The 22,579-nt window shown below is 64.1% G+C and carries 24 protein-coding genes; 18 read left to right on the top strand and 6 right to left on the bottom strand.

Features of this window, described 5'->3' with window-relative positions; translation table 11 throughout:
- The first annotated feature begins 23 nt into the window (after positions 1-23).
- The 10 genes from KQ693_RS07480 to KQ693_RS07435 are packed head-to-tail and all read left to right on the top strand — an operon-like array spanning position 24 to position 8,808.
- Positions 24-1,031, top strand: coding sequence for a 3-oxoacyl-ACP synthase (locus KQ693_RS07480; protein WP_267260793.1), 1,008 nt, complete (start codon positions 24-26; stop codon positions 1,029-1,031).
- Positions 1,024-2,502: a class I adenylate-forming enzyme family protein gene (locus KQ693_RS07475; RefSeq protein WP_267260792.1), complete on the top strand. Its 1,479-nt coding sequence runs from the start codon at positions 1,024-1,026 to the stop codon at positions 2,500-2,502. Before KQ693_RS07480 ends, KQ693_RS07475 begins: the two co-directional genes overlap by 8 nt.
- On the top strand, positions 2,489-3,262 hold the full coding sequence (locus KQ693_RS07470) for an alpha/beta fold hydrolase (RefSeq protein WP_267260791.1): 774 nt from the start codon (positions 2,489-2,491) through the stop codon (positions 3,260-3,262). The genes KQ693_RS07475 and KQ693_RS07470 overlap by 14 nt, the downstream gene beginning before the upstream one ends.
- Complete coding sequence (locus tag KQ693_RS07465; protein WP_267260790.1) at positions 3,255-4,004, top strand: alpha/beta fold hydrolase; 750 nt, start codon at positions 3,255-3,257, stop codon at positions 4,002-4,004. Before KQ693_RS07470 ends, KQ693_RS07465 begins: the two co-directional genes overlap by 8 nt.
- Complete coding sequence (locus KQ693_RS07460; protein ID WP_028493220.1) at positions 3,982-4,407, top strand: MaoC family dehydratase; 426 nt, start codon at positions 3,982-3,984, stop codon at positions 4,405-4,407. The genes KQ693_RS07465 and KQ693_RS07460 overlap by 23 nt, the downstream gene beginning before the upstream one ends.
- A 16-nt stretch (positions 4,408-4,423) precedes the next feature.
- Complete coding sequence (locus tag KQ693_RS07455) at positions 4,424-5,599, top strand: ABC transporter substrate-binding protein (protein WP_038029116.1); 1,176 nt, start codon at positions 4,424-4,426, stop codon at positions 5,597-5,599.
- 18 nt (positions 5,600-5,617) lie between these two features.
- The gene (locus KQ693_RS07450) at positions 5,618-6,475 is read left to right on the top strand and encodes a branched-chain amino acid ABC transporter permease (RefSeq protein ID WP_038068818.1); all 858 of its coding nucleotides are present in this window, start codon (positions 5,618-5,620) and stop codon (positions 6,473-6,475) included.
- Positions 6,472-7,389 (top strand): branched-chain amino acid ABC transporter permease, encoded by a 918-nt coding sequence (locus KQ693_RS07445; protein ID WP_267260789.1) that lies wholly within the window; start codon positions 6,472-6,474, stop codon positions 7,387-7,389. Before KQ693_RS07450 ends, KQ693_RS07445 begins: the two co-directional genes overlap by 4 nt.
- The gene (locus tag KQ693_RS07440) at positions 7,382-8,107 is read left to right on the top strand and encodes an ABC transporter ATP-binding protein (RefSeq protein WP_267260788.1); all 726 of its coding nucleotides are present in this window, start codon (positions 7,382-7,384) and stop codon (positions 8,105-8,107) included. Before KQ693_RS07445 ends, KQ693_RS07440 begins: the two co-directional genes overlap by 8 nt.
- Entirely contained in the window at positions 8,104-8,808 is a 705-nt protein-coding gene (locus KQ693_RS07435) for an ABC transporter ATP-binding protein (protein ID WP_267260787.1), read from the top strand. Before KQ693_RS07440 ends, KQ693_RS07435 begins: the two co-directional genes overlap by 4 nt.
- Before the next feature lie 23 nt (positions 8,809-8,831).
- On the opposite strand, the gene KQ693_RS07430 is transcribed toward KQ693_RS07435, so the two are convergent.
- Entirely contained in the window at positions 8,832-9,770 is a 939-nt protein-coding gene (locus KQ693_RS07430) for a PucR family transcriptional regulator (protein ID WP_219758713.1), read from the bottom strand.
- 207 nt (positions 9,771-9,977) lie between these two features.
- Between KQ693_RS07430 and KQ693_RS07425 the strand changes: the two genes are divergently transcribed.
- The 8 genes from KQ693_RS07425 to KQ693_RS07390 all read left to right on the top strand — a co-directional run bounded on the left by KQ693_RS07425 (position 9,978) and on the right by KQ693_RS07390 (position 17,746).
- Entirely contained in the window at positions 9,978-11,402 is a 1,425-nt protein-coding gene (locus tag KQ693_RS07425) for a CoA-acylating methylmalonate-semialdehyde dehydrogenase (RefSeq protein ID WP_267260786.1), read from the top strand.
- Positions 11,402-12,496: a zinc-binding dehydrogenase gene (locus KQ693_RS07420; protein ID WP_267260785.1), complete on the top strand. Its 1,095-nt coding sequence runs from the start codon at positions 11,402-11,404 to the stop codon at positions 12,494-12,496. Before KQ693_RS07425 ends, KQ693_RS07420 begins: the two co-directional genes overlap by 1 nt.
- Before the next feature lie 3 nt (positions 12,497-12,499).
- A complete protein-coding gene (locus KQ693_RS07415; RefSeq protein ID WP_267260784.1) occupies positions 12,500-13,726 on the top strand; it encodes an ABC transporter substrate-binding protein in 1,227 nt (408 codons plus the stop codon).
- 2 nt (positions 13,727-13,728) lie between these two features.
- Positions 13,729-14,601, top strand: coding sequence for a branched-chain amino acid ABC transporter permease (locus KQ693_RS07410; RefSeq protein ID WP_038029439.1), 873 nt, complete (start codon positions 13,729-13,731; stop codon positions 14,599-14,601).
- Complete coding sequence (locus KQ693_RS07405; RefSeq protein ID WP_267260783.1) at positions 14,598-15,527, top strand: branched-chain amino acid ABC transporter permease; 930 nt, start codon at positions 14,598-14,600, stop codon at positions 15,525-15,527. Before KQ693_RS07410 ends, KQ693_RS07405 begins: the two co-directional genes overlap by 4 nt.
- A gap of 62 nt (positions 15,528-15,589) precedes the next feature.
- Complete coding sequence (locus KQ693_RS07400; RefSeq protein ID WP_267260782.1) at positions 15,590-16,279, top strand: ABC transporter ATP-binding protein; 690 nt, start codon at positions 15,590-15,592, stop codon at positions 16,277-16,279.
- The gene (locus KQ693_RS07395; RefSeq protein WP_038029434.1) at positions 16,276-17,004 is read left to right on the top strand and encodes an ABC transporter ATP-binding protein; all 729 of its coding nucleotides are present in this window, start codon (positions 16,276-16,278) and stop codon (positions 17,002-17,004) included. Before KQ693_RS07400 ends, KQ693_RS07395 begins: the two co-directional genes overlap by 4 nt.
- Positions 16,994-17,746, top strand: a complete 753-nt coding sequence (locus KQ693_RS07390; RefSeq protein WP_267260781.1) for a 3-hydroxybutyrate dehydrogenase — start codon at positions 16,994-16,996, stop codon at positions 17,744-17,746. The genes KQ693_RS07395 and KQ693_RS07390 overlap by 11 nt, the downstream gene beginning before the upstream one ends.
- On the opposite strand, the gene KQ693_RS07385 is transcribed toward KQ693_RS07390, so the two are convergent.
- The 5 genes from KQ693_RS07385 to KQ693_RS07365 are packed head-to-tail and all read right to left on the bottom strand — an operon-like array spanning position 17,743 to position 22,521.
- On the bottom strand, positions 17,743-18,576 hold the full coding sequence (locus KQ693_RS07385) for a CoA transferase (protein ID WP_267260780.1): 834 nt from the start codon (positions 18,574-18,576) through the stop codon (positions 17,743-17,745). The genes KQ693_RS07390 and KQ693_RS07385 overlap by 4 nt on opposite strands.
- Positions 18,548-19,279 carry a 3-hydroxyacyl-CoA dehydrogenase gene (locus tag KQ693_RS07380; RefSeq protein WP_267260779.1) on the bottom strand — a complete coding sequence of 244 codons (732 nt, stop codon included), beginning with the start codon at positions 19,277-19,279 and terminating at the stop codon, positions 18,548-18,550. The genes KQ693_RS07385 and KQ693_RS07380 overlap by 29 nt, the downstream gene beginning before the upstream one ends.
- 9 nt (positions 19,280-19,288) lie before the next feature.
- On the bottom strand, positions 19,289-20,443 hold the full coding sequence (locus KQ693_RS07375) for a thiolase family protein (protein ID WP_267260778.1): 1,155 nt from the start codon (positions 20,441-20,443) through the stop codon (positions 19,289-19,291).
- Complete coding sequence (locus tag KQ693_RS07370; RefSeq protein ID WP_416376375.1) at positions 20,428-21,540, bottom strand: acyl-CoA dehydrogenase family protein; 1,113 nt, start codon at positions 21,538-21,540, stop codon at positions 20,428-20,430. The genes KQ693_RS07375 and KQ693_RS07370 overlap by 16 nt, the downstream gene beginning before the upstream one ends.
- Before the next feature lie 57 nt (positions 21,541-21,597).
- A complete protein-coding gene (locus KQ693_RS07365) occupies positions 21,598-22,521 on the bottom strand; it encodes a GGDEF domain-containing protein (protein WP_267260777.1) in 924 nt (307 codons plus the stop codon).
- Positions 22,522-22,579 lie beyond the last annotated feature (58 nt).

Below are 22,579 nucleotides of genomic sequence, written 5' to 3'. Positions count from 1 at the left end.
TTCGCACCCTAACCTGGTAGCGGATGGTCGTGCACAGCCTGGGGGTTTACCTGCCAGAAAGCCGCGTTACCGCCGAGGAGATTGCAGCCTGGACCCATCTGCCTGCCGAGGTGGTGCGGGAAAAGCTGGGCATCCTGGAAAAACCCGTACCGGGACCCAAGGACCACCCCGCCGACATGGCGCTGTGGGCCGCCCAGGCCGCCTTGGGCGCAGCGAACCTTCCCGGGGAAGCGGTGGACTGGGTGATTTCCATCGTGGAGGAATATAAGGATTACCCTGTCTGGACCACAGCCCCTTACCTGGCCCTGGGCCTTGGGGCCTCGAGGGCCAAGGGGCTGGACCTCAACCAGAAGTGCGCCTCCCTTATGGGGGCTTTGGAGGTGGCCCGGGGGCTTTTCGCCACCCACAAGGAGGTGCAGGTGGTCCTGGTGGCGGGGGGCTACCGCAACGGGGACCTGGTGGACTACCTGGACCCCAACACCCGCTTCCTTTATGACCTGGCCGCAGGGGGCGCTTCCCTGGTCCTCACCCGAAAGGGCCCGGGGTTAAGGCTCCTGGGCCTCGCCCACCGCATGGACCCAACCCTGGCCCTGGCGGTCAAGGTGCCCGTGGGCGGCACCCGCAACCCCTTAACCCCGGGCAACCTCTCGGCGTTCCGCCTGCGCGTGGAGGACCCCGCAGCCATGAAACAGCGGTTGGACGCCACCTCTATTCCCACCTTCCTAGAAGTAATACGGGAAGCCCTCGCAGAAGCAGGGTACACCGAGGCCGATCTGGATTACCTGGCCCTGCTCCACATGAAGCGCTCAGCCCACCGGGCGGTGCTGGAGGGCCTGGGGCTAAGGGAGGAGCAATCCATCTACCTGGAGCGCTTTGGCCACCTGGGCCAGCTGGACCCCATCCTCTCCCTGAAACTGGCCTGGGAGAAGGGGCTTTTGCGGGAGGGAAGCCTGGTGGCCCTGGCCGCGGCGGGCGTGGGCTACTTCTACGGGGCAGCGGTACTCCGCCTGGAAGGGGGGCTTCATGCTTGAGCCCAACTGGCTGGGATGCCTTGCCGCCTACCATCCAAGGCGCCAGGCGGTCTGGTTCCGTGGGGCATGGCTGACCTACGCCGAGCTTTACCAAAGGGCGCAACGGGCCGCCGGAACCCTCCGGGACCTGGGGGTGGGTAAAGGGGACCGGGTGGGCCTTCTCGCCTGGAACCACCCGGCGTACCTGGACCTCCTCTTCGCCGGTCCCCTCCTCGGGCACATCCTTACTCCCTTCAACCACCGCCTCAGCCTTCCCGAGCTCCAGGCCCTTTACGCCTATACCGAGCCCCGGGCGCTCTTCTATGGGGAGGGCTTCCAGGAAATCACCCAGGCCCTGGATCCTAGGGCCCTGCCCCTCGAGGTCCTCCTCGAGGGGGCGGAAATAGAGGAAGCCGCCCGGGTAGGGCTGGAAGACCCCGCCCTCCTCCTCTTCACCGGAGGCACCACCGGCCTACCCAAAGGAGCCCTGATCCCCTACCGCCAGCTCCTGGTTAACGCCGTCCAGACCGCCTTCTCCTGGGGACTTTCCCGGGAAGATCGGTACATCGTGGCCACCCCCATGTTCCACGCCGCCTTGAACGCCCTGGCCACTCCCCTCCTCTATCTGGGCGGGAGCGTGGTGATCCAGGAGCGTTTCCGGCCCGAGGAGTACCTGGACCTCGCCCTGACCCACCGCCCCACCCTCCTCTTCCTGGTACCCACCATGTTCCAGATGCTCCTGGAAACCCCGGGCTTCGCCGAGGCCGATCTCTCCTTCGTGCGTTTCGCCATCTCCGGCGGGGCTCCTTGTCCGGCCCCGGTCCGGGAAGCCTTTCGCAGGAAGGGCGTCCGCTTCAAGCAGGGGTACGGCCTCACCGAATGCGGGGTGAACTGCTTCACCCTGGAGCTGGAGGAAGCAGAGGCGTATCCCGAAAGCGTGGGCCGCCCCATGCCCCACCTGAAGGCCCGGCTGGTGCGGGAGGATGGGGAGGAGGCCAAGGCAGGGGAAACCGGAGAACTTTGGCTTTCGGGAAGCGTGGTCATGAAAGGGTATTTCCGCCGCCCCGAGGAGAACGCCAAGGTCTTTGCTCACGACGGGGAAAGGCTCTGGCTCAGGACCGGGGACCTGGCCTTTCAGGATGAGGGGGGGCGTTTCTACATCGTGGGGCGCAGGAAGGAGATGTTCATTTCCGGAGGGGAAAACGTCTACCCCGTGGAAGTGGAGCGGGCCTTATACGACCACCCGGCGGTGCGGGAGGCAGCGGTGGTGGGCGTGCCGGATCCCAAGTGGGGCGAGGTGGGGGTGGCCTTCGTGGTCCTTAAGGAACCCCTGGAGGCGGAAGCCCTCCGCGCCTTTCTCCGGGAGCGGCTGGCGGGGTACAAAGTACCCAAGCACATCCTCTTCTTGCCGGAGCTACCCAAGTCCGGGCCCGGGAAGGTGCAGAAGGAGGCTCTGAAAAGGATGTGGGAGGCGGAACATGGCCAGGCTTAGGTACCGCGTGGAGGGAGAGGGGCCAAAGGTAGTGCTCCTCAACGGGCTCTTCCAACGCCTGGAAAGCTGGGACCCCGTGGTGCCCCTCCTTGGGGGCTACACCCTCCTCCGCTACGACATGCGGGGCCAGGGGGAAAGCGAGGCCCCCGAGGGCCCCTACACCCCAAAGGCGCACGCTCAAGATCTCCTCGCCCTCTTGCAGGAACTGGGCTGGGAGGAGGCCTCCTTGGTAGGTCTTTCCAACGGGGGCATCGTGGCCCTGCAGGCCGCCCTCATGGCTCCTACACGCTTCCGGGGCTTGGTCCTGGCCTGCACCACCCCTTACCTGGACCCCGCCCTAAGGGCCAAGGTGGGTAGCTGGCTTCACGCCCTGAAGGCCGGAGGCACCCCCTTGCGCCTAAGGGTGGCCATGCCTTGGGTCTATGGGGCAGGCTTCCTCAATGCCCATCCCGAACTCCTCGCGGAGGAAGGCCTCGCTTCCCTCATCGCCCAGGCCCCGGACGAGAGGGCCCAGGAAAGGCTCCTTCAAGGGTTTCTTAGCCTCGAGGACCTCAGGCCCCGCCTTCACAGCCTGGCCCTGCCCGCCCTGGTCCTCTACGGAAAGGAGGACCTGCTCTTCCCCAAGCCCTACGCCCAGGCCCTGGCCGAGGCCCTGGGAGCGGAGCTTCAAGCCCTGCCCACAGGCCACGCGGCCCCCCTGGAGGACCCCTTGGCCTTCGCCCAAGCCGCAAGGAAGTTTCTGGAGGAGATCCATGCTTAGCTACCTAGAAAGCGGAAAGGGAGTCCCCGTGGTGCTGGTCCATGGAAACTTTGCCTGCAAGGAGTGGTGGCGGGAGGTTTTGCAGAACCCTCCCGAGGGGACCTGGCTTCTGGCCCCCGACCTCCCGGGTTTCGGGGAAAGCCAGGCACCCCGGGATTTCACCCCTTCCATCCCCGCCTACGCCCAGGCCCTAAGGGCCTTCCTCCGGGAAAAGGGTGCGGAAGAAGCCATCCTGGTGGGCCACTCCCTGGGGGGTGCGGTGGTGATGGAAGCAGCGGGCGAGAAGACCCGGGGACTCGTCCTCATCAACCCCGCCCCGCCCTCCGGGTTGCAAACCCCTGAGGCCTACTACCCCATCCTGGAAGGCTACCGGCACAACCGGGAGGCCCTGGCCCAGGCCCTGGCGGCCATGGCGCCCACCCGCAGGCCTCCCTGGTTCCCTGAGCTGGTGGAGAAGGCGCAGGGGATGCACCCCGCCCACTTCCAGGGCAACGCCCGGGCCCTGGCGGCCTGGCGGCTGGAAAGGGCCTATCCCGGGCCGGTCCTGGTGGTCTACGGCACCCTGGACCCCCTCGTCACCCGGGTTATGGCGGAGGAAACCGCAGCCTTCTTCCCCAGGGGGAGGCTTCTTGTCCTCGAGGGGGTGGGCCACTCGGTGAACCTGGAAAGCCCGGAACTCTTGAAAGACATTCTGAAGGACTTTGTAAAGGAGGTGTACGGTGAGGTTCAAGGTAGGGGATAAGGCCAGTTACACCCAGACCATCTCCGAGGCCCACGTGGCCCTCTTCGTGGGGGCGGTGGGGGACACCAACCCCCTGCACGTGGACGAGGCCTATGCCAAAGGAAGCCGCTTCGGCAAACGCATCGCCCAGGGCATCCTGGTGGCGGGCCTCATCTCCACGGTGATCGGCACGAAACTGCCGGGCACCGGGGCCATCTACCTCTCCCAGACCCTGCGCTTCCTTAAACCCACCTACCTGGGGGACACCATCACCGCCACCGCCATCGTCAAGGCGGTGCGGGAGAGGGAGAAGGGCGGCCTGGTCCTCACCCTGGATACCTTCTGCGAAAACCAGCGGGGGGAGAGGGTTATCGAGGGTGAGGCGGTGGTGCTCTACGAGGAACCTACGGGCGCAAGGCCCTAGGGAAAGGAGGTACGGGATGCGAAAGGTGTTGGGATTTCTGGCTCTCGTGACAGGTCTGGCCTTTGCCCAGACCTCCCTGAAGGTGGGGGTCATCCTGCCCCTCTCCGGGGCTTCGGCGGTTTCGGGCAAGGCGGCGCTGAACGGCATCCAGCTGGCCGCCGACGAGGTGAACACCGCCGGCAAGGTCCGGTTGGAGCTGGTGGTGGTGGACGACGGCACCGATGCGGCCAAAGCCGTCCCTGCCTTCACCAAGCTCATGACCGTGGACAAGGTGGACATCGTGATCGGAGGCCTGGCTAGCGGCGTCACCTTTGCCCTTTCCGGCCCCGTGAAGCAGTACGGGCCCCTCTTCTTGGCCATCGGGGCCGCCAGCTCCGTGGTGGAGCAGGCCTTCGAGGGGTACCCCCTCCTCTTCCACTACCACCCCTGGGACTACCACAACGTGGCCGCCGCCCTGCAGTTCTTCCAGTACCTAAACCGGGAGCACGGGGCAAGAAAGGTGGCCATCCTCTACGAGGATGGGCCCTTTGGTTCTGCGGGCATCGGGGTCTACAAACAGCAGCTGGAAAAACTGGGCTACCAGGTCCAGGCGGAACCCTTCAAGGCGGGAAGCGGCCAGTTCACCGCCATCCTCACCCGCTTCCGGGCCTTCGCCCCGGACATCCTCTATTGGATCGGGTACGACGTGGATGCCTTGCCCATCGCCACCCAGGCAAGGCAGGTGGGGCTCAGGCCCAAGCTGATCTACGGCGCCCCGCCCTCCTGGCCCATCGGTTTCGAAAAGAACCCGCTTTCCAATGACATCGCCGGCATGACCGCCTGGTTGCCCACGGTGGCCAACCCCGAGTCCCGTCGCTTCGTGGACGCCTACCGCAAGAAGTACGGGGAGGTCACGGAGGAATACATGGCCCCCATGGGCTACACCATTGTCAAGAGCCTGGCCCTGGCGGCGGAAAAGGCAGGTAGCGCCGACAAGAACCGCATCGCCGAGGCCCTGGCCAGCCTCAAGATGAACACCCCCTTCGGCCCTCTATCCTTTAAGCCCTCGGACACGGGCCGCACCAAGTACCAGGGGTTTGGTCCGGAGATCTGGTTCCAGTTCCAGTACCTGCAGGGAAGCCGCCGGCCCGTGTTCCCTAAGGAAGTGGCCACAAGGCCCTTGCGCTACCCCGGGGAGTACTACCTGAGATAAGGAGTTGGCGGGAAGACCATGGAGCTCCTGCTGCAAACCCTCCTGAACGGCCTCCTCATGAGCGGGATCTACGCCTTGGTGGCCACGGGATTAGCCCTCTCCTTGGGGGTGGTGGGGATCGTTAACTTCGCCCACGGGGAGTTTTTGATGATGGGGGCCTTCCTCTCCTACCTCCTCTTCGCCTTCCGGGGGGTGGACCCCCTCCTCTCCTTGGGCCTCGCCTTCCTGGCTGCCTTTTTGGTGGGAGGCCTGGCCTACCAGGGCCTGATCCGGCCGGTGCTAAAGGCCCCAGAACTCAACCAAATGCTCCTCACCTTCGGGCTGGCCATCCTCCTGCAAAACCTAGCCCTCCTCCTTTTCGGTGCCGACACCCGGGTGGTGGCCCCACCCTACCAGGCAACCACCCTCTCCCTGGGTCCCTTCTTCTTGGGAGCCGTACCCTTGGGGGCCTTTTTGCTCTCCCTCGCCATCCTCTTGCTGCTCCAGGTCTTCCTCACCCGAAGCCGGCTAGGCCTGGCCATGCGGGCCGTGGCCCAAAACCGCCTGGCCCCCGGGCTTCTGGGGATTGAGGCGGAAAGGGTCTACCTCCTGGCCTTCGGCCTGGCCGCTGCCTTGGCCGGGGTAGCTGGGGTCATGCTCTCGGTGATGCTGTACGCCAGCCCCACCGTGGGCTTCACCTTTACCCTCAAATCCTTCGCCATCGTGGCCCTGGCCGGGCTTGGCAACCTCAAGGGGGTGGTGCCCGCCAGCTTTGTTCTGGCCCTGGCCGAGGCCTTGGTGAGCACCTATCTACCGGGAGGCGGAGGGCTCGTGGAGGCGGTCTTCTTTTTGGTGCTCTTCCTCGCCCTGGTGGGCCGGGCCTGGAGGGAGGCATGAAGGGTTTCGGCCACCTCACCCTGATCCTCCTCTTCCTGCTCTTCTTCGCCTTGCTACCCTACCTTCCCTTAGGGATCTGGCGGGCCTTCCTCCTGGACGTGGGTTTTTTCGTCCTCCTCTTTACCGCATTGGCCCTCTCCTGGGACCTGGTGGCCCGCACCGGCCAGCTTTCCTTGGCCCACGGTGCCTTCTTCGGTTTAGGGGCGTATGGAGCCGGGCTCTTGGCCCCCCAGGTGGGCACGCTCCCCGCCCTTTTCCTGGGAGCCCTGGCAGCGGGGGCCGGGGCCCTGGTCCTGGGGTGGGTAACCTTGCGCCTCCACGGCCTGTACTTCGCCATGGCCAGCCTGGCCTTCAGCGAGGTGCTCCGCACCCTGGCCCTGAAACTCCCCTTTACCGGCGGACCCATCGGCCTTCCGGTCTTGCCCCCCTTTGGAGGGAATTGGCCTTTGGCCGCTTATTACCTGGGCTTCAGCGTACTCCTCCTGGCCACAGCCCTAAGCCTTTGGGCGGAAAGGAGCCCATTCCGCCTCGCCCAGGCGGCTACCCGGCAATCGGAGGCGGTGGCCCGGGTCCTGGGCGTGCAGGTGGTGCGGGTAAAGCTCTGGTCCCTGTTCTTGGGAAGTGTTGTGGCCGGGCTCGCTGGCGGCGTCTATGGGATGAAAACCCTCTTCCTCTCCCCTTATGACGCCTTCAGCCTGGCAAGAGCCGTGGAAGCCCTGGTTATCCCCATCTTCGGCGGGCTTTACACCACCTTGGGGCCCCTGCTGGGCGGCGTGGCCTTGGTAAGCCTCGAGCAGGCCCTTAGGCTTTGGATCCAGGAGGGATACCTGGTGGTCTACGGAGCCATCCTCATCCTGGTCATCCTCTTCCTGCCCCGCGGCCTGGTGGGCGTTTTGGGGAGGCACCGTGGGTAAGGTTCTGGAAGTCATAAGGGTGAGCAAACGCTTCCTGGGGCTACAGGCCCTTAAGGAAGTGAGCCTTCACCTGGAGGAAGGGGAGATCCTGGCGGTCATCGGCCCCAACGGAGCCGGAAAAAGCACCCTCTTGAACCTTCTTTCAGGCCTACTAAGGCCCGACTCGGGCCGGATCCTATTCCAAGGGCAGGACATCACCCATCTCCCCCCGGAGGCCCGCACCCACCTGGGTCTCGGACGGGCCTTCCAGATCGTGCAGCCCCTCCCCGAGCTCACCGTGCGGGAGAACCTGCTGGTGGGGGCGCGCTTTGGCAAACCCAAGGTGCGGCAGATGGAGGCGGAGGCCTGGGTGGAGGAGGTGCTGCGCCTCACGGGATTGAAGGCACGGGCGGAGGCTTTGGCCGGAGAGCTCACCCTTCTAGAGGACAAGCGGCTAGAGCTGGCCCGGGCCCTGGCCACCCGGCCCAGGGTGCTCCTCCTGGATGAGGTCATGGCCGGCCTGCGCCCCAAGGAAGCCGAAGAAGCCGTGGCCCTGGTGCGGCGGATCCGCGACGCCGGGGTCAGCATCCTGTTCATCGAGCATCTCATGCCCGTGGTGCGCGCTTTGGCCGACCGGGTGGTGGTTCTGGACTACGGCGAGGTGATCGCCGAGGGAACCTACCAGAAGGTAGCCCAGGACCAGAGGGTACGGGAGGCCTACCTGGGGAGGGGAGCATGAAGCTCAGGGTAGAGGGCCTGGAAACCGGCTATGGCAAGGCCCAGGTGCTCTTCGGCATGGACCTCGAGGTGCGCGAAGGGGAACTGGTGGCCCTCCTAGGGGCCAACGGGGCGGGCAAGACCACCCTGCTCCGGACCATTTCCGGCCTGATCCGCCCCTGGGGGGGCAGGATCCTTTGGGATGGGCAGGACCTCACGGGTCTTTCCCCCGCCAAAAGAGCCAGGCTGGGGCTCGGCCACGTGCCCGAGGGCAGGCAGCTCTTTCCCCTGATGACCGTGGAGGAGAACCTTCGCCTGGGAGCGGCCTTCCTGGCCCCTGGCCAGGAAAAAGAGGGTTTTGAACGGGTCTGCACCCTCTTTCCCCGGCTTGCGGAGCGAAGGAGGCAGCTTGCCGGCACCCTCTCCGGCGGGGAACAGCAAATGCTGGCCATCGCCCGGGCCCTCATGGGCTTCCCGAGAATCCTTCTGGTGGACGAACCCTCCTTAGGCCTGGCACCCCGGCTGGCCGAGGAGGTGCTCAGGACCCTCAACCGGGTGGCGGAGGAGGGGGTGGGGATTTTGCTGGTGGAACAGAATGTGGCCCTTTCCCTGGAGGTGGCGGCCAGGGCCTATGTGGTGGAACACGGGCGCATCATGCTCCACGGCTCAGCCCATGTGGTGATGGGGGACCCCCGGATCCGGGAGGCTTACCTAAGCTTGTAAGGCCACATCAAAGCCGCTGTTCGCTAGTCTCCCACCGCACGATACAGGTACAAGGCCATGCTCACCAGACACAAATCCTCCGCCCGACCCAGGTGAAGGCCAGTCAGTTCTTCGGCGCGATGAAGCCTATAGAGAACAGAGTTGGGATGGAGGCCCAGGCGATGGGCTGTCTTCTTGAGGGAAAACCCCGCCTGCAAATAGACCTCCAGGGTAGCCAAAAGCTCTGGATGGGGCTCGAGGGGAGCCAGGAGCCTCAATAGCCGCTCCCTTCCCTTGGGCGAATCCAAGGCAATGGCCAAGGGCCACAAATAGCGGGTTGGGTAGAGGCCGGGCGGCAACCGCAAGCAACTACCCAGGGCCAAAGCCTCCTCCAGGTCCGCCCCGACCCTTGAGGCATCCGTCCCTTCCTCTATCCAAAGCACCGCCTGGCACTTGCGGGCTAGGCCCCTAAGCTCCTGCTCTACCTCGGCCAAGGGTGCAGCCAAAAAAAGAAGGGCACCGAAGGGGCTTGGCTCGTAGAACATGGCCTCGGAGGGGAGGCTTAAGTGGCGCGGGGCCAGGGCTATGGCCCCGGCATCGGCAAACCCCACCCCAATGCCCACAACCGATCCACGGGGAAGCCTACCCTCCAGGGCCAAGCGGTATCCCTGAGCCGAGGCCTCGCTTACCCGGTCCAGAAGTTCCACCACCCGGGGGGCCAGCTCCGCCAAGCGGTTTGGCGTCGAGTCCTTTAGAGCCTCGAGGGCATCTTTGGCCCAGAGGCGGTAAGCCCGGAGCAGGGCCGGGAGGGATACGCCTTGGCTCCGCCGGCGCTGGCCCACCGCCAAGGCCAGGTCCTCCACGTTCCCGCCCTCCTCGAGGGCCCGCAAGTACTCAAAGGAAACTACAGCCACATCCCGCTCGAGGATGCGCGTATCCAGCCGGGCGTAATCAGGGATTTCCTGGGCATAGTGCCAGGCCATAGTTTCAGCCCAGGACCAAAGAGTCCGGTGAAGGGCACCCATGCCTTTCCCCTCCTCGGCGTCTCCCTAGTATACAGGGACCTTCCACTTGAGGTCTAACACAAAACCCCCGGGCCCTACCTTGGATGAAGTCACAGTAGACGAGGCTTGGCCCTACCTTTACGCTTAAACACGAAACCTAGAGCCGTTGACCCCAAGGAGGAGGGAATGGTCAAGAACCTAATCGGTGCTGAGTGGCAGGAGGTTTCCCGCCCCACGTTGCCCGTGTACAACCCTGCCACCGGGGAGGTGATCGAGGAGGTTCCCCTTTCGGGGAAGGAGGAGGTGGACCGGGCGGTGGCTGCGGCCCAGAGAGCCTTTGAGGTGTGGAGCCGCACCCCCCTCATGGAGCGGGTCCGCCTCATGTTCCGCTTCAAGGAACTTCTGGAGAAGTACTTTGAAGACCTGGCCCGCCTGGTCACCCTCCACCACGGCAAGACCCTGGAGGAGGCCCGCGGGGAGGTGCGCCGGGGCATCGAGGTGGTGGACTTCGCCTGCAGCGCTCCCACCCTCCTTCAGGGCCGCACCCTGCGGGAGGTCACGGGTGGGGTGGACCAGAACCTCTTCCACTACCCCTTGGGGGTGGTAGCCGGGATCCCCCCCTTCAACTTCCCGGTGATGATCCCCTTGTGGATGTTCCCCATCGCCGTGGTGGCGGGGAACACCTTCGTGCTCAAGCCCTCGGAGAGAACCCCCTTGGGGGCGGTGCGCCTGGCGGAGCTCTTCCTGGAGGCGGGCTTCCCCGAGGGAGTCCTCAACCTGGTCCACGGGGCCCAGGAGGCCGCGGAGGCCCTGGTGAGCCACCCGGAGGTGAAGGCGGTGCAGTTCGTGGGCTCCGAGCCCGTGGCCCGGAGGATCTACCAGCTGGCCGCCCAGCACGGCAAGAGGGTCTCGGCGGCCGGGGGAGCCAAGAACCACCTGGTGGTGATGCCCGACGCCAACCTGGACCAGGCCATCCCCGCCATCCTCAACTCCGCCTTCGGCAACGCCGGGGAAAGGTGCCTGGCAGGGAGCGTGGCCGTAGGGGTGGGGGGCGTTGGCCCCGAACTCTTGGAGAGGATTGTGGAGAGCGCCCGCAGGCTCAGGGTGGGTCCGGGATGGGAGGAGGGGGTGCAGGTGGGTCCCCTGATCCGGGAGGAGCACCGGAGACGGGTGGTGGGGTACATCCAAAAGGGCCTGGAGGAGGGGGCCAGGCTGGCCCTGGACGGCCGGGGGATCGAGGGCAAAGGCTTCTTCCTGGGGCCCACGGTGCTGGACCGGGTCTCCCCCCGCATGGCGGTGGGGCGGGAGGAGATCTTCGGCCCCGTGCTCTCCGTCTCCTACGCCCAGGACCTGGAAGAGGCCATCGCCCAGGCCAACGCCGTGCCCTATGGCAACATGGCCACCCTCTTCACCCAAAGCGGCCGGGCGGCCCGGGAGTTCAGGGAAAGGGTCCAGGCGGGCATGGTGGGGATCAACGTGGGCGTGGCCCAACCCTTTGCCTTCTACCCCTTCTCCGGATGGCGCAATTCCTTCTTCGGCGACCTACACCCCCACGGCCCCGACGCCTTCCTCTTCTACACCCAAAGGAAGGTGGTGGTGGAAAGATGGTGATGCGGGCTGTGGTTTTGGAGCGGGTGGGGGAACCCTTGAGGGTTGAGGAGGTTCCCATCCCCGAACCCAAAGCCGGGGAGGTACTGGTACGGGTAGCAGCCTGCGGGGTATGCCACACGGATCTCCATGTGATCAAAGGAGAAGTAGCCTTCCCTACCCCTAGCGTGCTAGGACATGAGATCTCGGGTACGGTGGCCGCTTTAGGCCCGGGAGTGGAGGGCCTAAAGGTGGGTGAAAAGGTGGTTTCCAGCTTTATCATGCCCTGCGGCCAGTGCCCCTACTGCCTCCGGGGAGAGGAGGATCTCTGCGAGCGCTTCTTCAGCTTTAACCGCCTCAGGGGCGTGCTCTACGACGGCGCCACCCGGCTCTTCCGCAAGGACGGGACTCCTCTATGGATGTACTCCATGGGTGGCCTGGCAGAGTATGCCGTGGTTCCCGCCACGGATGTCTTCCCCCTGCCTGAAGGCATTGCCTTGGAGGATGCGGCCATCCTCGGCTGTGCCCTCTTCACCGCCTATGGTGCGGTGAAAACCGCTGGCCTCGAGGGTGGGGAGTCGGTGGCCGTGGTGGCCACCGGCGGGGTGGGTTTAGGGATCGTCCAAATCGCCCGGGCTTTCGGCGCCTACCCTGTGGTGGCCATAGACCTCCGGCCCGAGAAACTCGCTAAGGCAAGGACCCTTGGCGCTACCCATGCCTTCACCCCGGAGGAAGCCCCCCAAGCCATTCTAGACCTGACGGGCGGGCGGGGAGTAGACGTGGCCTTCGAGGCATTAGGGAGACCGGAAACCTTCCGTTTGGCCCTAAACCTCCTCCGGGATGGGGGAAGGATGGTACCCGTGGGCATCGCCCCTCAAGGGATGGAGGCCGGGGTGGAAATCACCCGCTTGGTCCGGCGCAAGCTCAAAATCCTAGGCTCCTACGGGGCCAAGCCCCGTAAGGACATGCCCATCCTCCTCAAGCTGGCGCAAGCCGGCATCGTGGGGGTGGGTGCAGAAGTTACTGATCGCTTCACTTTGGAGGAAGCCGACCTAGCCTACCGACGGCTGGACAAGGGGCAGATCGTGGGCCGGGCGGTGGTGGCGATGGGAGGTTAGGGTATGCTGAGGTACAAGCTTACGCGTAGAGGGGTTTTGAAGTTAGGTTTAGGCTCCGCCTTCTTCACCCTGAACAGCCTGGGGCAAGGGCGGGAGGCCATCCGCATCGGGCTCGTCGATCCTTTTTCTGGTGTGTACGCTGCCCTGGGTCGCAGTGAACTCGAAGGCGCTCGCATGGCGGTAGACGACGTGAACGTGAGGGGTGGAGTCCTGGGCAGGCCCTTAGAGCTTTTGCCCGAAGACTCGGCCGCAAAAACTGACGTGGGGGTACAGAAGCTGAGAAAGCTGGTGGAGCGGGATAAAATCCAGTTCTCCCTGGGGGAGGTATCCAGTGGGGTGTCCTTAGCCCTGAGTCAAACCGCCGCCGAATACAAGATGCTCCACATTGTTACCGGGGGACACGCTGACGCCATTACAGGCCAAAGCTGCCGGTGGAACACCTTCCGCATCCCCACGAGTGGGTCCATGGAAGCCAATGCTATTGGTCGGCTTTTGGCCGAACGCTTTGGGAAAAACTGGTACATCATCACCCCCGACTACGCCTATGGCTGGTCCTTACAGGAGAGCTTTACCAAGGTGGCGGAGCGCCTGGGCGGCAAGGTGCTTGGAGCCGACCGATTGCCCTTGGGCACAGTGGACTACTCCGCCGTTCTCCTCAAAGCAGCTAGGGCTAAACCTGATGTACTTCTCGTGTTCCAAGCAGGTGATGATGCGGTAGCCATTCTCAAACAAATCGTTCAGTTCGGCCTGGACAAACAGATGGCCATCGCCGGAGGACTTCAGGAATGGGAGAATATTGTAGCCCTGCCTAAAGAAGCCCGGATCGGCTGGTGGACCTTCGAGTGGTACTGGATCCAGCCCAATGTCCCTGAGGTTAAAACCTTTGTGGACCGGTACCGTCGGCGCTACCGCAAGGTACCCACTGCACGAAGCTGGTTCGGATACACTGCTATATGGAGCCTGGCTCTAGCCATAAACAAGGCCAAGAGCCTGGATGCTGCTAAGGTAGCTCAGGCCATGGAGGGTCTGGAGCTACCTCGTAGCGTAGCCCTTCAGCCAGGGCGGGTCTACTATCGAAAAGAGGATCACCAGCTGATGACTGGGGTCTTCGTGGGGTATGTGCGCCAAGGCCAAGACCCCGATGACATATTTGAGGTGGTACGGGTAGTGCCAGGAGAAGAGGCCGCACCACCTCCCCAGGAAACGGGTTGCCGTATCGTCTACCCCTAGGTATGGACCTCCTCTTGATCCAGCTTCTAAATGGCTTGGTGAGCGGAGCTTTTTATGCCCTCCTAGCTCTGGGCCTAGCCCTAATCTTATCTTTGACCCGCATCATCAACCTCGCCCATGGGGGCTTCCTGGTGGTAGGAGCTTACATGGGCTACGTGCTTTCCGGATTGGTGGGATTCTACTGGTCTCTACTCCTAGCTCCCTTAGGCCTTGCCCTCCTGGCGGTCATCCTAGAAATCAGCATCATGCGTCCCCTTTACCGCCGCGACCCCTTAGAGAGCCTTCTCCTTACCTTTGGGCTAGCCTTGGCCCTTGAGGAGACTGTGCGCATCCTCTTCGGTCCTGTGGCGGTACCCTTCCGGATTCCAGAGGGCCTGGGAAGCTCTTTATTCCCCGGAACCAGCCTCTTCTTCCTCACCCGCTACCGGATCCTGGTCCTAGCCATAGCGCTAATGGCTGGACTAGGGGTTTATCTCCTTCTGCGCTTTACCCGTTTGGGCCTTTACCTCCGAGCAGGAGCCCAGGACCGGGAAACCCTCAACGCGCTTGGCACGGACGTAAGGCGCCTGTACACCCTGGCCTTTGCCCTGGGAGCCTTCTTGGCTGGCTTAGCTGGGGTTCTGGCCGCTGGCCAGCTGGGCCTTTCGCCCACCATGGGAACTGGCCTCCTTATGCCCAGTTTCGTGGCCCTCATTTTAGGTGGGGTGGGAAGCCTGGGAGGTAGTTACCTTGGAGGCCTTCTGGTGGGTATGGCCACCGGTCTAGCCGGAAACTTTTTGGCCCTGGCTAGCGAACTGGCCATTTATCTTATACTTGTTCTCGTTCTTTTGTTGCGTCCTAGAGGACTTTTCGGACAGGAGGGGTTTTTCGAATGAGAACCTGGATCCTTCTCTTGGCCGTGCTCCTTCCCTTACCCTGGGTGCTCAAAGCCCTGGGCAGCTATGCAGCGATCGCTAGCTACATCCTCATATGGGGCTTAGCTGCCATGGGGCTCAATCTCCTCATAGGGTATGCCGGCCAGGTGTCCTTTGGGCACGCCGCCTTCTTAGGCCTGGGAGCCTATGGGGCAGGCCTCACCCTAAAACACATCCTCCCAAGCACACTCCTGGCCGTAACCTGCGGTTTCCTTCTTGCTGGTATCGCCGCTGCCCTACTTGGCCTGCTTATCACTCGGCTGAGAGGAATCTACTTCGCCACCTTTACCATCGCTTTCAGCCAGTTCTTCTACTTTATAGCCTTCCAGTGGAGCGATCTTACCGGGGGGGATGACGGCCTAAGGGGGTTTGCCCGACAGCCCTTGCATTTACCAGGCTTCACCTTGGATCTCTCCAGCAGCGAGGCCTACTATTACTTTGTCCTCCCCATCTTTCTTCTCTCCAGCTTCCTCCTCTGGCAACTGGTCCAGTCGCCGCTAGGTAGATCCTTTTTGGCCCTACGAGAGAATATGCTTCGGGCACGCTTCCTGAGCCTGAAACCAGAACGCTATCTCTGGATAGCCTTCACGATATCAGGAGCAATAGCAGGCATCGCAGGTGCCCTTCTTGCCCTCCAAATCAACTTCGCCCAACCCAGCTTCTTCCATTGGACCACGTCTGGAACCTTGGTAATGATGGCCTTTCTGGGGGGCAGGTGGCACTTTTTCGGCCCCTTAATTGGTGCGGCCCTCTACGTGCTCCTTGAGGAACTTCTTAGCTCCTACACACAGGAATGGATGCTATTCATCGGAATCCTCTTCATCCTAGCCGTCCTATTCTTCCCCGGTGGGGTCGCTGGCCTTGCAACCAAGAGGAGGTCAACGTGAGGCCCATCCTGAGAGCAGAAGGTCTAAGCAAGGCCTTCGGCCGCTTACTAGCGGTATCAGGGGTGAACCTGGAAGTGGCAGCAGGCAGCATCCACGCCATCATTGGTCCCAACGGTGCCGGAAAGTCAACGCTCTTCGACCTGCTCTCCGGGGCCAAAAGACCTGATAGGGGGAGGGTTTACTTCCTGGACAAGGAAATCACCCACATCGCCGTCGAGGAACGAATTCGCTTGGGCCTTTCCCGCACCTTTCAGGTACCCCAGGTCTTTACCAATTTGACGGCCAGGGAAAACCTAATCATTGCCTTGGAGGCAGCCCACAGCCTCTCCTCCTACCCCTGGCCCCGGAAATCCCGTTTTCTGGAAGAGGAAGCATCCGCTCTCCTAGAGCGCCTAGGTCTGGAAGAACAGGCCAGCCGCCTTGTGGGAGAGTTAGCCCATGGGGACCAGCGCCTGGTGGAAATTGGCTTGGCTCTTTGTTTACGTCCTAAACTTCTTCTCCTCGACGAACCTACAGCGGGGATGAGCGATGCCGAAACCTGGCGCACGGTACAAACGCTTAAAAGCCTTCACCGTGAGGAAGGGCTCACCCTCCTCTTCATAGAGCACGACATGGCCGTGGTCTTTGGCATTGCCGATCGGGTCACCGTGCTTCACCTAGGGGAGGTCCTTGCAGAGGGGACCCCCGACGAAATCGCCAAGGACGAAAAGGTCCAAGCGGCTTACCTGGGGGAGGAGGTGATGGCAGGGTGAACGCCCTGCAACTGGATAGGGTCAACGCCTTTTACGGCAAAAGCCATATCCTGCACTCGGTTTCCTTACAGGTCAAAGCAGGAACGCTTGTTGCCCTCCTTGGACGAAATGGGGCTGGAAAAACCACCACCATCCGTGCAATTCTGGGTCTCACCCCTCCCAGGAAAGAGGGTCAAGTTCTTCTCTTTGGACAGGACATCACCCACGCGCCGCCCCACCAGATTGCCATGCTGGGCGTAGGCTATGTGCCTGAGGGGCGGAGGGTATTCCCCAACCTTAGCGTGGAGGAGAACCTGCGCATCACTTTGGGTAAGCGCCCCGGACCCTTTGACCTCGACCGTATATACCAGCTCTTCCCCAGACTCCAAGAAAGGCGGCATCACTCTGGACGCCAGCTATCCGGAGGAGAACAGCAGATGCTAGCCATCGCCAGAGCCTTGCTCCTAAACCCCCGCCTTCTGATCCTAGACGAGCCCTCCCAAGGCCTCGCGCCACTTGTGGTCCGCTTGGTTGGGGAAACTTTGCAAAAGTTTAAGGGAGAAGGGGTTTCCATACTTCTGGCAGAACAAAATGCCCGCTTGGCCCTCGAGCTGGCCGACTGGGTCTACATCCTGGACGACGGTCGGATAGTCCATTCGGGCCCTGCCATGGAACTCCGCCATGATCCCGAGCGGGTCCGGGCCTTAACCGGTGTAAAGGAGGGGTCTAACTACCGTGAACTTTAAAGAGCGTACAGTTCTAATCACTGGCGCAGCAAGCGGCATCGGCCTAGCCCTGGCCCGGGCCTTCGCCCGGGAGGGAGCCAGGGTCCTGGTCCATGATCTTCAAGATGCCTCGGCTTTGGCTAAGGAGCTCGGCGGGATCTTCCTGCAGGCGGATCTGGCCGATCCCCAAGCCGTGGAGGAACTCGGGAAGCAAGCAACCCAGTACGGCGTGGACATCCTGGTAAACAACGCAGGCTTCCAGCACATTGACCCGGTGGAGGACTTTCCCCTGGAAACCTGGCAAAGGATGATCCAGGTGATGCTCATCGCCCCTTTCCAGCTCATCAAGGCCCTTCTCCCGGGGATGAAGGCGAAGGGCTGGGGGCGGATCCTCAACATCGCCAGCGTCCACGGCCTGGTGGCCAGCCCCTACAAGTCCGCCTACATCTCCGCCAAGCACGGCCTCTTGGGCCTCACCAAGACCGTGGCCCTCGAGGCGGGTCCCTATGGCATCACCGTGAACGCCATCGCCCCCGCCTACGTGCGCACCCCCTTGGTGGAGAACCAGATCGCCGACCAAGCCCGCACCCTTTCCCTCCCTGAAAGCGAGGTGGTGGAAAAGGTCTTCCTAGCCCAAGCGGCCATCAAGCGCCTCATCGAACCCGAGGAGGTGGCGGCCTTGGCCCTCTTCCTGGCCTCGGAAAAGGCCTCGGCCATCACCGGGGCCGTCTTCCCCATCGACCTGGGCTGGACCGCCCGCTAGCCCCGCACCGCCCGCAGGGGAATCCCCTTCTCCTTGGCCCAGGCCTCCCATTCCCGAGCGGTCCTGCCTTGGAAGAAGGCCAGGAGCCGCTCGTAAGGCGGAAGGCCGGGCCTAGCCGGATCGAAAGCTGAGGAAAGAAGCTCCCTAAGGCCCGCCTCCTCGCAAAACCGGGCCCAGAAATGGGGCTCCAACGCCGCCAGGGCCACCTCCCCCTCCCGGGTGGGGTAAATCCCATAGCACAGGACGGAGCCATCCAGGAAGGGAATGGGGGGATAGGCCATGGCCTTCACCGCCTCGGAGAGGGCCACCTCGTACACCCCACCTCCAAGAAGCAGCCCCTTCAAGGCCACCAGGACCAGGGCATAGGCCCCGGCCAAGTCGGCGAACTGGAAGGACCTCCAGGGAAAGCGCCCGAGAAGCCCAGCCTCCGCCAGGTAGGTGAGGTCGTGGCCGGGGTCCGGGGCATCCGGGTAGCCCCGAAGCCGGGCATAGACCAGGTGGGGGTTGATCCCAAGGAGCACCTCAGGCCCGAGGCCCAGCCGCTCCATGACCCCGGGGCGGTTGGCCTCGAGGAGGATGGCGACCTCGGGAACCAAGGCCAGGAAACGTTCCCGATCCTCCCCCCTCTTCAGGTCCAGGATCAGGATCTCCTTTTTCCCATTCAAGAAGCGGTAGGCCTCCGGGGCCCAGTCCCTGAGGGGGTCCCCTCGAGGGGGCTCCACCTTGAGGACGGGAAAGCCCAGATCCCCAAGGAACTTTCCCGCCAAGGGCCCGGGAAGAAGCCGGGTGAGATCCAGAACCCTACCTGGGGGCCATGCGCAAGGCGCCATCCAGGCGGATCACCTCCCCGTTCAGCATGGGGTTTTCCAGGATGTGGAGGACCAGTAAGGCGTACTCCTCCGGCCGGCCCAGGCGCCTGGGAAAGGGCACCTGTTCGGCCAGCGAGGCCTTGGCCTTTTCAGGAAGCCCTTGAAGGAGGGGGGTATCGAAGAGGCCCGGGGCAATGGTCACCACCCGGATTCCCCAGTCCGCAAGCTCCCGGGCCACGGGAAGGGTGAGGCCCACCACACCCCCCTTGCTGGCGGCGTAGGCCGCCTGGCCCACCTGGCCCTCAAAAGCCGCCACGCTGGCGGTGTTCACCACCACCCCCCGCTGCCCCTCGGCATCGGGAGGGTTCTCCCGCATGGCCCAAGCCGCAAGGCGCAAGACGTTAAAGGTGCCGATGAGGTTCACCTCCACCACCTTGCGGAAACCTTCCAGGTCGTGGGGACCTTCGCGCCCCAGAACCCTGCGGGCCAAGCCGATGCCCGCCGCATTCACCAGCGCAAAAAGGGGAGCCTGGGAGGCCGCAAGCTCCACCGCCCGCTTAGCATCCTCCTCCCGGGTCACGTCCCCCTCCAGGTAAACCAGACTCGGATCCTCTCCCCGCCTGAGGTCCAAGACCACCACCTTGTAGCCCCTATCCCTTAAGGCCAAGGCCGTAGCCCTTCCGAGCCCCGAGGCCCCACCCGTCACCAAAGCGCTTCTTTCCATGGTCCACCCCTAGATCCGTTGGATGATGGTGGCCGTGGCCTGCCCGTGGCCGATGCACATCACCTGCAGGCCAAACTCCCCCCCGGTGCGCTCCAGCTCGTAAAGGAGCTTGGTCATGAGGATGGCCCCCGTGGCCCCCAAGGGGTGCCCGTGGGCGATGGCCCCGCCATTGGGGTTCACCCTTTCCGGGTCGGGGCCAAACTCCCGCAGGAAGGCCAGAACCACGCTAGCGAAGGCCTCGTTGATCTCGATGACGTCCAGGTCCTTAAGGGAAAGCCCGGCCTTCTCCAGGGCCTTTTGGGTGGCGGGGATCACCTCCAAGAGTTGCAGGGTGGGATCCCCCGCCACCACCACCCGGGCAAGGAAACGGGCCCGGGGGCGGAGGCCCAAGGCCAAGGCCTTTTCCCTATCCCCCAGGAGCAGGGCCGCCGCCCCGTCGGAAACCTGGCTGGAGTTGCCGGCGGTCACCACCCCGTCCTCCCGGAAGACGGGCTTCAAGGCCAGCATCCGCTCGTAGTCCACGTCGAAACGCACCCCTTCATCGCGGTCCAGCAGGAAGGGCCTTCCCTCCCCATCCACCCCCTCCAGGGGAAGGATCTGGCTCCGGAAGCGCCCCTCCTGGATGGCCCGGGCCGCCCGCCTGTGGGAGAGATAGCCCCACTCGTCCAGCTCCTCCCGGCAGAGGCCATACTTCTTTGCGATGCGCTCCGCGCTTTCCCCTTGGTGGACGAGCTCGTACCGCTGAAAAAGCGCTGGATTCAAGGTGTGGAAGCCTCCCCCGATATCGGAGAACATGGGGGATCGGGTCATGCTCTCCACCCCGCCGGCAATGGCAAAGTCCAGGTCGCCGGCAGCGATGGCCTGGGCGGCGAAGTGCACAGCCTGCTGGCTGGAGCCGCACATGCGGTTCAGGCTTACCGCAGGAACCTCCTGGGGTAGGCGGGAAAGGAGGACGGCAAGCCGTCCTATGTTGGCCCCCTGCTCCCCGGTTTGGGTCACGCAACCCGTGACCACATCCCCGATGAGCCCAGGGTCGATACCCGTCCGCTCCAGGAGGGCGTCCAAGACCTGGGCGTAAAGGGCATCGGGCCGCCACTCCCGCAAGGCTCCATTTCTCTTGCCGATGGGGGTGCGAACCGCCTCGAGGATCACGGGCTCTCCCATATCCGCCTCCTTACCAGCTCCCGCAGGATGATGAGCCTTTGGATCTCGGAGGTTCCCTCATAGATCTGGAGCACCTTGGCATCGCGGTACAGCTTGGCCAAGGGATACTCCTCGCTGTAGCCGTTTCCGCCAAAGACCTGGAGGGCCTCCGACACCCCCCGCACGGCGGCGTCGGCGGCAAAGGCCTTGGCCGTGGCTGCCTCCAAGGCATTCTCCTCCCCCCGTTCCGCGAGCTCGGCGGCCCTTAAGGTGAGGAGGCGGGCGGCCTCCAGGTCCATGTGCACCTCCGCCAGCTTAAACCCCACCCCCTGGTGCTCCAGAAGAGGCCTGCCGAAAGCCTCCCGCATGGCAGCATAGGCCAGGGCCTCGTCCAAGGCCCTCCGCAATAGCCCCACCGCCAAGGCCGCCACCATGGGCCGGGAGCGGTTGAACACCCGCATGGCCAGGGCAAACCCCTCCCGGGCGATCAAGCCCTCCTCGGGCACCAGGACGCCGTCCAGGTACACCTCCGCCGCCGGGGAGGCCTTCTGCCCCAGCTTGGGCAAAGGTGGCGCCACCTCCACCCCCATCCCACGCTCCACCAGGAAAGCGGCGATCCCCTCCCGGCCCTCCGCCACCTTGGCAAAGACCACAAAAAAGGAGGCCTCCGGGGCATGGCTGATCCAGGTTTTGCGTCCGTAGAGGCGGTATCCGCCCGGCACCCTTTCCGCCCGGGTGCGGATGGCGGCCACATCCGAGCCCGCGTGGGGCTCGGTGAGGGCGTAGGAGGCCACCTCCTCCCTGAGCCGGGGTAGAAAGCTTCGGGCGTGGGCACTTCCCGAGAGGAGAAGGGCGTCCGCCACCAGGTTGTTGAGGAGCAAGGCCGCCGCCACCCCGGTGCAGGCATAGGCCAGTTCCTCCGCCACCAGGACCAGGCTCCTGGGCCCAAGCCCGGCCCCGCCCAGCTCCTCCGGGACCACCAGTACCGGAAAACCAAGCCCTGCCGCCTCCCGAAACAGGGGCCAGGGAAACCGGGCCTCCTGGTCCAGATGCCTGGCCTGGGGCAGGATGCGCTCCCGGGCAAAGCGCCGGGCCAGCTCCCGAACGGATTTCTCCAGGTCCACGGGAACCCCCGGCAAAAGTTTACCCGGTCCAAAACCCCGGGGCAAGGGCCCTCATCTCCCCTTCTTCCGGTACATGAGCCCATCGGCCGCCTCGAGGGCCTGCACCAGCTCCTTTCCCTCCACCTGGCTGAAGCCCACGGAAACCGAGGGGAAACGGGCATGGACCCGCGCCTCCAGGGAGGCTCCATCCCTTAAGCCCAGGTGCAGGCCCACGAACTCGTCCCCGCCCACCCGGTAAAGGGCATCCCCCTCACGGGCCTCCTCCCGCAGGACCCTGGCGAAGCGGACCAGATGGGCATCCCCCGCCTTATGCCCCTCCCGGTCGTTCACCGCCTTCAGGTCGTCCAGGTCCCAGAGCGAAAGGACCAGGGAAAGCCCCTCCCGGGCGGCCAGGGCCTGGAGCCGGGGAAACTCCCGCTCCAGGGAACGGCGGTTGGCCAGGCCCGTGAGGGGGTCGGTGAGGGCCTCGCTCTGGATGAGGCTTTGCAAAGCCTGAAGTCGACGGATCATGGCCGCCACGCTGAGGCCCGCTATGCTGGCCAAAAGCCCCCCCGCCGCCACCAGGAAGCGGGTTTCCTCCTGGGGCCAAGGGGCGAGGAGGACATAGGCCAAGGCCAGCCAAAGCCCGGGCCAGCCAGCGAAGGCGGCAAAGGCGTAGGTGCCCACGGTGAAGAAGGCCATGACCCCAAGCCGCCAATCCTCCCCGGAAAGCCCCGTGACCACCGCCTCCGGTGGGGCTACCAGGCTCATGAGGGCGGTGAATAGGGCCACCCCCAGGTGCAGGGACACGGCCAGGCGCCCCATGCCCGTGACCCTGCCCAGGATGTAAGCCACGGGAAGGCTTAACCAGTAAAGGAGCGTGGCAGCGTACATCACCCGGCCCCCATAAAGCACCACCACCGGGATCCACACCAAAGGGATCAGGGCCAGGCGCCAGTACAGGCGAACCAGCCCCGGCCAGATCTCAGGGGACATGCCGCATTCTACCCATACCACCCAAACCACCGGGAGGACAGCTTGACTTTGCCCCCTC

It is taken from the genome of Thermus brevis (genome assembly GCF_026427635.1).
Classification (GTDB): domain Bacteria; phylum Deinococcota; class Deinococci; order Deinococcales; family Thermaceae; genus Thermus; species Thermus antranikianii.
Note: the sequence above shows the minus strand (reverse complement) of the source record. Positions and strands in the feature narration are given on the sequence as shown.

Excerpts from the sequence above, each read along its gene's own strand:
- KQ693_RS07425 (WP_267260786.1), top strand. The coding sequence starts at position 9,978 with ATGGTCAAGAACCTAATCGGTGCTGAGTGGCAGGAGGTTTCCCGCCCC.
- KQ693_RS07475 (WP_267260792.1), top strand. The coding sequence starts at position 1,024 with ATGCTTGAGCCCAACTGGCTGGGATGCCTTGCCGCCTACCATCCAAGG.
- KQ693_RS07380 (WP_267260779.1), bottom strand. The coding sequence starts at position 19,279 with ATGGAAAGAAGCGCTTTGGTGACGGGTGGGGCCTCGGGGCTCGGAAGG.
- KQ693_RS07410 (WP_038029439.1), top strand. The coding sequence starts at position 13,729 with ATGGACCTCCTCTTGATCCAGCTTCTAAATGGCTTGGTGAGCGGAGCT.
- KQ693_RS07405 (WP_267260783.1), top strand. The coding sequence starts at position 14,598 with ATGAGAACCTGGATCCTTCTCTTGGCCGTGCTCCTTCCCTTACCCTGG.
- KQ693_RS07480 (WP_267260793.1), top strand. The coding sequence starts at position 24 with ATGGTCGTGCACAGCCTGGGGGTTTACCTGCCAGAAAGCCGCGTTACC.
- KQ693_RS07375 (WP_267260778.1), bottom strand. The coding sequence starts at position 20,443 with ATGGGAGAGCCCGTGATCCTCGAGGCGGTTCGCACCCCCATCGGCAAG.
- KQ693_RS07420 (WP_267260785.1), top strand. The coding sequence starts at position 11,402 with ATGCGGGCTGTGGTTTTGGAGCGGGTGGGGGAACCCTTGAGGGTTGAG.
- KQ693_RS07385 (WP_267260780.1), bottom strand. The coding sequence starts at position 18,576 with ATGGCGCCTTGCGCATGGCCCCCAGGTAGGGTTCTGGATCTCACCCGG.
- KQ693_RS07445 (WP_267260789.1), top strand. The coding sequence starts at position 6,472 with ATGAAGGGTTTCGGCCACCTCACCCTGATCCTCCTCTTCCTGCTCTTC.
- KQ693_RS07415 (WP_267260784.1), top strand. The coding sequence starts at position 12,500 with ATGCTGAGGTACAAGCTTACGCGTAGAGGGGTTTTGAAGTTAGGTTTA.
- KQ693_RS07365 (WP_267260777.1), bottom strand. The coding sequence starts at position 22,521 with ATGTCCCCTGAGATCTGGCCGGGGCTGGTTCGCCTGTACTGGCGCCTG.
- KQ693_RS07430 (WP_219758713.1), bottom strand. The coding sequence starts at position 9,770 with ATGGCCTGGCACTATGCCCAGGAAATCCCTGATTACGCCCGGCTGGAT.
- KQ693_RS07470 (WP_267260791.1), top strand. The coding sequence starts at position 2,489 with ATGGCCAGGCTTAGGTACCGCGTGGAGGGAGAGGGGCCAAAGGTAGTG.
- KQ693_RS07435 (WP_267260787.1), top strand. The coding sequence starts at position 8,104 with ATGAAGCTCAGGGTAGAGGGCCTGGAAACCGGCTATGGCAAGGCCCAG.
- KQ693_RS07450 (WP_038068818.1), top strand. The coding sequence starts at position 5,618 with ATGGAGCTCCTGCTGCAAACCCTCCTGAACGGCCTCCTCATGAGCGGG.
- KQ693_RS07455 (WP_038029116.1), top strand. The coding sequence starts at position 4,424 with ATGCGAAAGGTGTTGGGATTTCTGGCTCTCGTGACAGGTCTGGCCTTT.
- KQ693_RS07465 (WP_267260790.1), top strand. The coding sequence starts at position 3,255 with ATGCTTAGCTACCTAGAAAGCGGAAAGGGAGTCCCCGTGGTGCTGGTC.